10 protein-coding genes are annotated in these 6,053 nt (G+C 29.7%); all 10 read right to left on the bottom strand.

Going from position 1 to position 6,053, the window contains the following annotated elements; all coding sequences use genetic code 11:
- Window positions 1-44: 44 nt before the first annotated feature.
- Window positions 45-509, bottom strand: a complete 465-nt coding sequence (locus TR13x_RS10505; protein WP_054871891.1) for an NUDIX hydrolase — start codon at window positions 507-509, stop codon at window positions 45-47.
- A 230-nt stretch (window positions 510-739) separates the two neighbouring features.
- Window positions 740-1,201 carry a GNAT family N-acetyltransferase gene (locus tag TR13x_RS10500; RefSeq protein ID WP_054871890.1) on the bottom strand — a complete coding sequence of 154 codons (462 nt, stop codon included), beginning with the start codon at window positions 1,199-1,201 and terminating at the stop codon, window positions 740-742.
- A 126-nt stretch (window positions 1,202-1,327) separates the two neighbouring features.
- Window positions 1,328-1,480, bottom strand: a complete 153-nt coding sequence (locus tag TR13x_RS11190; protein WP_161802944.1) for a hypothetical protein — start codon at window positions 1,478-1,480, stop codon at window positions 1,328-1,330.
- A 318-nt stretch (window positions 1,481-1,798) separates the two neighbouring features.
- Window positions 1,799-2,284 carry a hypothetical protein gene (locus TR13x_RS10495; protein WP_054871889.1) on the bottom strand — a complete coding sequence of 162 codons (486 nt, stop codon included), beginning with the start codon at window positions 2,282-2,284 and terminating at the stop codon, window positions 1,799-1,801.
- Window positions 2,285-2,405: 121 nt separating this feature from the next.
- A complete protein-coding gene (locus TR13x_RS10490) occupies window positions 2,406-2,903 on the bottom strand; it encodes a hypothetical protein (RefSeq protein WP_054871888.1) in 498 nt (165 codons plus the stop codon).
- A gap of 251 nt (window positions 2,904-3,154) precedes the next feature.
- Window positions 3,155-3,709 (bottom strand): class I SAM-dependent methyltransferase, encoded by a 555-nt coding sequence (locus TR13x_RS10485; RefSeq protein ID WP_054871887.1) that lies wholly within the window; start codon window positions 3,707-3,709, stop codon window positions 3,155-3,157.
- Window positions 3,710-3,858: 149 nt separating this feature from the next.
- Window positions 3,859-4,269, bottom strand: coding sequence for an HIT family protein (locus TR13x_RS10480; RefSeq protein ID WP_054871886.1), 411 nt, complete (start codon window positions 4,267-4,269; stop codon window positions 3,859-3,861).
- Window positions 4,270-4,620: 351 nt separating this feature from the next.
- Window positions 4,621-5,046, bottom strand: a complete 426-nt coding sequence (locus tag TR13x_RS10475; protein ID WP_200905858.1) for a cytidine deaminase — start codon at window positions 5,044-5,046, stop codon at window positions 4,621-4,623.
- Window positions 5,047-5,075: 29 nt separating this feature from the next.
- Window positions 5,076-5,453 carry a hypothetical protein gene (locus tag TR13x_RS10470; RefSeq protein ID WP_152912151.1) on the bottom strand — a complete coding sequence of 126 codons (378 nt, stop codon included), beginning with the start codon at window positions 5,451-5,453 and terminating at the stop codon, window positions 5,076-5,078.
- A gap of 9 nt (window positions 5,454-5,462) precedes the next feature.
- Window positions 5,463-5,822, bottom strand: coding sequence for a class I SAM-dependent methyltransferase (locus TR13x_RS10465; protein WP_054871884.1), 360 nt, complete (start codon window positions 5,820-5,822; stop codon window positions 5,463-5,465).
- Window positions 5,823-6,053 lie beyond the last annotated feature (231 nt).

The following is a 6,053-nucleotide window of genomic DNA, read 5'->3' as shown; positions in this document are numbered from 1 at the left end:
ATTCCTCGAAAACTTTTAATAACTCTGAATAGAACTCCTTAAAATCAGAAATACTCATTATATCTTCTTATAAAATCATTTATTACTGGTTTCGCAGGTGGACTTATTTTCTGTGGAATCTCATCAATGGCAAAAAACCTGACATCTTTAGCTTCAAAACCATCCACATGTAAATCACCTGAATAGCTCTTTGATATGTAAACAACATCAATATTATATACCTCATCACCATTTGGATACTTATAATACAACTCTTTTCCTGAATATACTCCGAATAAATCCATATTTATAATCTTCAATCCTGTTTCTTCAAAAACTTCTCTTACTGCAGCATCCTCCACTCTTTCTCCTAATTCAACTGCTCCTCCAGGAAACCCCCAACAATCATTATCTTTCCTATGTTGTAACAGTACTCTACCATTACTATCAATAACAATTACACTTGCTCCACATAATAGTAAAGGTTTATGTCCAATATATTTTCGCATTTCTTTTACATACTCAAGCATAAAATGTACCTCCTAATATTTGTCCTCGATGATTTTTAGTATGCCCCCCTTGACTTGCCCTCGTAAATAAAGGTGATTTTGGAGAACGTTCGTAGTATTGTAGATGTTTTGTACGTTTCCAGTAAAATATATTCAATACTTTATTAGCAGATATACGTTACCACTTATCTACAATTACCTTTATATTAAATCACCTTGAATTATAAGACTGCATAATTAAAAATACTCTCTTAAATCTCTTTAAATCTTCTCTCAAGATTAATACCAAACCCATTCTTTTCCCAAAATTCTCTTGCATTTTCATTATCGATTGAAGTATACAATTCAACTAAATCAATATTTTTTTCTTTAAACCATCCAATTAGCTCATTAGTAAGTTTGCTACCAATACCAATTCTCCTATATTTTTTCAATACTACTAATAATGGAATGTATCCAATTTTCTCAGGTAGCATCAATCTAGAATTATTATCTATAGTACCTACTATGATGCCAGCTATTTCATCATTAACTTTAGCTAAAATTGCTACTTTTTCTTTTTCTGCCAACAATTCTTCGAAATATTTAATTAAAATGTTTATATATTCATCTTTAAATTTTAATGTTTCATGAGCTTGTCTATATTCTTGAGCTAATGGATCAAGATGTGCTATATCTTCCTTACTTAATCTTTTTATTTCTATTGTTTGCATGTAAATTCCCCCCATTATGTTTCTTCTAAATTAAGCAACATTACGAATGACTTCAGTTAGCGGTTCAATGAAACTCGATGTTTTTTATTCTTCAAATAAATATCTAGACTACTTGCTATGCAGTACTTAATTATTATCATGTAAATAATCTAAGACTTCTTTTTCAGAAATTTGTATATATGCTTTATCCCATAAACCAATTTTTTCTTCTATGGATAAATCTAAATTATTTTGAAAAACTTCTTTGAATTCTTTGAATGTATCAATAATTTTTATCATCTAATTTCCTCCAAGTATCTATTTCATTAAGTTTTGCATATCTGTTAGCAGATATACACCACACTAATGGTTATATTAGCTGCTATTCTGTTCTGAAAAGTTTGAATTTTTAAAAGAAGTTTTAGCCACTTCTGCTTTAGCTTATCAAATAAAATAAGCTAAAAGTAAAAATAATACCATTCCTATAGATAGTTTTAAATACCTTTTACTCATATATAACCACTACACCTTTCTTAACTAGTTTTATTGATTTTATATAATGAAGTGAGTGTTGTAGTTGTACTGTTCACACAAAACTCTTTATATAAACAATTATTTCTACTCATATATCCATTCATATAAGAATTCCTGCTCATTCTTATCCCATATTATCCATCCTGTACATACCCCAATAATAATTACAGTTATAAAAACTATAATATAAACGTCTATTGTAAAATATCCTCCCCAGAAAATTTCTAATAATGCTAATGGAATACTATAATATAATTCACCATAGATAATTATATATCTTTGTTTTATCTTCTTAATATTCTTATTCCATTTTCCACACAGGATATTTTCATATAAGCTCCATTCTAATAAACTATATAATATGCCTAAAATAAAAAATACAAATATTAAAAATACACCATCAGATAATAACCGTGTAAGCTCTATATCCGTTACTCCAAATATTATCTGAAGAATTTCACCTATACTAAAAAGTCCTATTCTTAGAATAACGTAATAAATTACAGTCCTCATAATATATTCCATCTTGCCAGCATTTCTAATTCGATTCCATTCTAGCTTTCTTTTCATTTCATAACCCATCCCTATTCTTAAACATGAAAGTATTTGACTTGCTCAAATTAAAACTTGATATTTCATATATGAAATCATTCTAAGTATAATTTAATTAGTTTAATACATCTTTCTAAAGTTATCTTGATTTAATCTTTCTATCATTTAATATCTTCTTAATTCTATCTACATCTTGTTTTTCAATCTTACCAATTAAACCTATATTTATTTCATCATATGAATAAAGTTTTATTTTACCTTTGTCAGATATTTTATAACTCTCTATATTATTAAATTCACAGATTAATCTCTTCCCATTAAATCTTGTCATATAATAGAAGCCTTTATTATCTACTATAATTCTTCTCGGAAAAGTAATCCACTGTGAAAAAAACATTAGCAAAAAAGCGATGTTTTCATATTTAAAATTGTAATTTAAATCTTCTCTAATAAAAGAAAGTCCCAAAAATGTAATAACAACTATACCCATTAGTGTCATTAGTTTATATATCCAAAAATCTTTTGTCTCAAATAACTTATCTCCATTATACTTATTCTTTCTAATTGATATAAAGGATAAAATAATTATAACTAAAAAAATAATATCAATTAGAATATAAATTGCATTTAGTATCATTTTTATCCTCCTACTCTTGTTGAGATATATTCGCAGTTTCTGCCACATAACGTTCTTGTATTGCCGTTGTCCTACATGATTTTAGTAGGATGATAGCAATACTATGTTAGTTATAGTGGCAACAATTACTCCCTAGTTAAATACAGAGTCATACATTTAATATATTCCTCATTTTCAGTATTCATAGCCTTTTCAATAGTAAAACCAGCTTCTTTTAATTCTCTTACATGATTCTCCCAATTGATAGCTTTTTATGAAGTGCTGGCGACTCTAAATGTTTTCTCTGACCACATATGATTTCTTTCTTGTAATTCAAAAGCAATTTTAGTATCTGTAGCTCTTTCAGTTTCGCCATCGCCCATACTAATCAATAATAATTTCCCTTTAGGTTTAAGTAATGAATATAATGTCTTTAGAAATTTCTTCCGATCTTCATTTTCTACTAAGATATGTAATGTTCCTACTGAATAAATCCAATTGAATTGCCTTTTAATTTTTTCTCTTAAATATAATGCATCAGAAACTACCCAGTTAACCTTTACTTTTCTTTCTTCTGCTAGCTCTTTACACTTTCTTATTGCTTCCTCAGAAATATCAACTGCTGTAATTTCATATCCTTGAGTTGCAAGATACAAAGCGTCTCTACCTTCTCCACATCCAACTTCACATATCTCATTGCCTAATGGAATATTAAAATATTCTACCCAATCAATTAATTCAGGAGTTGGTTTTTTGGAAAACCATAATAATCCTTCTTTATGAATTTTCTTATATCGTTCTTCATATGCATAGTAATACTTTTTCATAATATTCACCCCATAAAAAATACCCGAAAAGCCTGCTCAGAAATTGCCATTACACCTAACTGTCTGAGTAGTGTAGATGCTCTACTATTTTGTGTAGAGTGTCTACACCACTATGTTATATGATGTGCTGTTTTTAGTTGTCATTAATCTCATTTAGTGTTAGATATTTCTTTTATCAACTCTTTTCCTATCTCGCTTAAGTCATGATCTTCCACTTTACCAAAAGTCCATTCAAATCCATCATTTTTATATCTTGGAATAGCATGCAGATGATAGTGTCCAATATCGTTAAACTCTCCACCATTTTGCATTATACTATACCCATCTGGATTAAATTGTTTCTTTAAAATTCTTACCATTAACTTTGATATCTCCATAACTCTGGATGATTCCTCTATGCTTAACTCATCTAAATCTAATTTGTGTTTTCTAGGTACTATTAATAGATGTCCTTTATTTATTGGGTCTATATCTAAAAACACAACAACTAACTCATCTTCATATACAATATTTGCTTTAATTTCACCTTGAACAATTTTACAAAATATACAGCTTTCCATATATATAACTCCTTTTTTATACTCAGTATAAATCTAAGCCCTCATTAATGGTTTGATACTCTTGAATTAAAATAACAATGTATTCATATAACGTTAGGGATATACGAAGTTTTTCTGGAACGAAGTGGAAGAAAAATTTGGGTGAGGAGCGAGCCGAGCCCTGAACTGTATATCCCTTGTTATACGCCCCGACGACCAAAAGGAGGAGAGCGCAGCGTGGCTCGTAGCGAAGTGAAGAAAGTTCAAAAAATATTTTTCGTTCAGCTCTATGATAGGCTTTTCTCAATAATTATAAATTTGGTTTTTTCCGTTTTGAAAAATGAAAGAGGGGTTAGGGGTGAATTTCATTTTTCAAAACTTCTTATTCTTAGTTTTAATTTTATGAAACCAATTATAATAAGGAAGTAACTCTTTCAATTTTACAATTTTGTTTTTGTCTAAAATTACATCTGTTTCTAGATTTTCCTCATTTATTTGGCGCATAAATTCACGACATCTTCCGCAAGGTGAAAGGATAAAAACATCACCTTTATCATCTTTCCAAACAGCAACTATTTTTTTGATTTTATATTCTCCAGCAGTAATCATTGAACCTATTGCATTATGTTCTGCACAAAATCCCATTCCTGAGCCAGTATCTATACAAACTCCCAGATAGATATTGTTTTTATCTGTTACTAATGCGCAGCCAACATCTCCAATAGAAAAATCTCCAACTTTCTTTGGTTTAATAACGGATGCTGCTTTTTTGATTAGTTCTTCATTTGTCATAGTCATTTTTTATTCCTCCTAATAAAGAATATTATTTATTTTTTTCTTGCTAAGATAGTAGATAATCCAGGGATATACAATAAAGAATATCCCCAACTTCCCGATTTATTTTCTTTACTTTGGTAAAGACCTTCAGGCATTTCTTCAACATGTTCGATTACAAATCCACACTCAATTAATCCATTAAAAATTTTACTCAGATAATGACGATATTCAAGAACATTTACATTTTCTAACCTTTGTTTTTCTTTTACAGCATATGGCAGAGAAATACAATAGCTTTTGCCATCCCAAGACGATTCATCGACAAATTGAGATTGTGGATTTTGGGCACCCACACGATATAATCCTCCACTTCTAAGAACACGAGCAACTTCTGAATAAACTTTTTTAACATCAGGTATATAGCCCATTGAAGGTGCTTAATAAACATGATCGAACGAATTATCTTTAAGCATTGAAAGATCACTCATGTAACCTTGGATAGTTTTAACTTTATATCCGTAATGAGCGGCTGCTTTTTTATCGCCATCAAGCTGACCATCTGCGATATCAATAACTGTTACATTCGCTCCAAGTAAACTAAAAACTACTGATTGTTGTCCACCTCTAGAAGCAAGACATAAAATATCTTTACCTTTAACATCAGCGAGCACACTGATAGGGTATATATCATTTAACGCTTCAGGAGGATTTTTCAATTCACCTTTAGCAAGTTTTTGAAGAATTTTAATGTCTAGATCAAGCCAAGGCTTTGTAAAACCGCATTCTTCTTTGGCCATTTTTCCCCACCAATCTTTGTTGGTAGAAGTGTAATTTTTTTGTTCATAATTATAATAAAGTAAGTCAATTTATAAATAATTCGTTTTCGGAACGGGGTGGAGAAAACACAATGTTGTCACCCTTATTAAATAAAGAAAAAATCAAATTTATTCCCCTTTGAAAGCCAATCATTCTTTATCCTCTTAGAAAAATATTTATTGAATTGCGTATAACGGTTTCGTGTTTGCGAC

It is taken from the genome of Caloranaerobacter sp. TR13, from assembly GCF_001316435.1.
Lineage (GTDB): Bacteria > Bacillota > Clostridia > Tissierellales > Thermohalobacteraceae > Caloranaerobacter.
This window is presented reverse-complemented; position numbering and strand designations above follow the sequence as displayed.

What these genes read in the sequence shown, in the direction of transcription:
- TR13x_RS10505 (WP_054871891.1), bottom strand. Translation starts at nt 509, where the DNA reads ATGCTTGAGTATGTAAAAGAAATGCGAAAATATATTGGACATAAACCT.
- TR13x_RS10485 (WP_054871887.1), bottom strand. Translation starts at nt 3,709, where the DNA reads ATGAAAAAGTATTACTATGCATATGAAGAACGATATAAGAAAATTCAT.
- TR13x_RS11190 (WP_161802944.1), bottom strand. Translation starts at nt 1,480, where the DNA reads ATGATAAAAATTATTGATACATTCAAAGAATTCAAAGAAGTTTTTCAA.
- TR13x_RS10465 (WP_054871884.1), bottom strand. Translation starts at nt 5,822, where the DNA reads ATGGCCAAAGAAGAATGCGGTTTTACAAAGCCTTGGCTTGATCTAGAC.
- TR13x_RS10470 (WP_152912151.1), bottom strand. Translation starts at nt 5,453, where the DNA reads ATGGGCTATATACCTGATGTTAAAAAAGTTTATTCAGAAGTTGCTCGT.
- TR13x_RS10495 (WP_054871889.1), bottom strand. Translation starts at nt 2,284, where the DNA reads ATGAAAAGAAAGCTAGAATGGAATCGAATTAGAAATGCTGGCAAGATG.
- TR13x_RS10490 (WP_054871888.1), bottom strand. Translation starts at nt 2,903, where the DNA reads ATGATACTAAATGCAATTTATATTCTAATTGATATTATTTTTTTAGTT.
- TR13x_RS10475 (WP_200905858.1), bottom strand. Translation starts at nt 5,046, where the DNA reads ATGACTATGACAAATGAAGAACTAATCAAAAAAGCAGCATCCGTTATT.
- TR13x_RS10500 (WP_054871890.1), bottom strand. Translation starts at nt 1,201, where the DNA reads ATGCAAACAATAGAAATAAAAAGATTAAGTAAGGAAGATATAGCACAT.
- TR13x_RS10480 (WP_054871886.1), bottom strand. Translation starts at nt 4,269, where the DNA reads ATGGAAAGCTGTATATTTTGTAAAATTGTTCAAGGTGAAATTAAAGCA.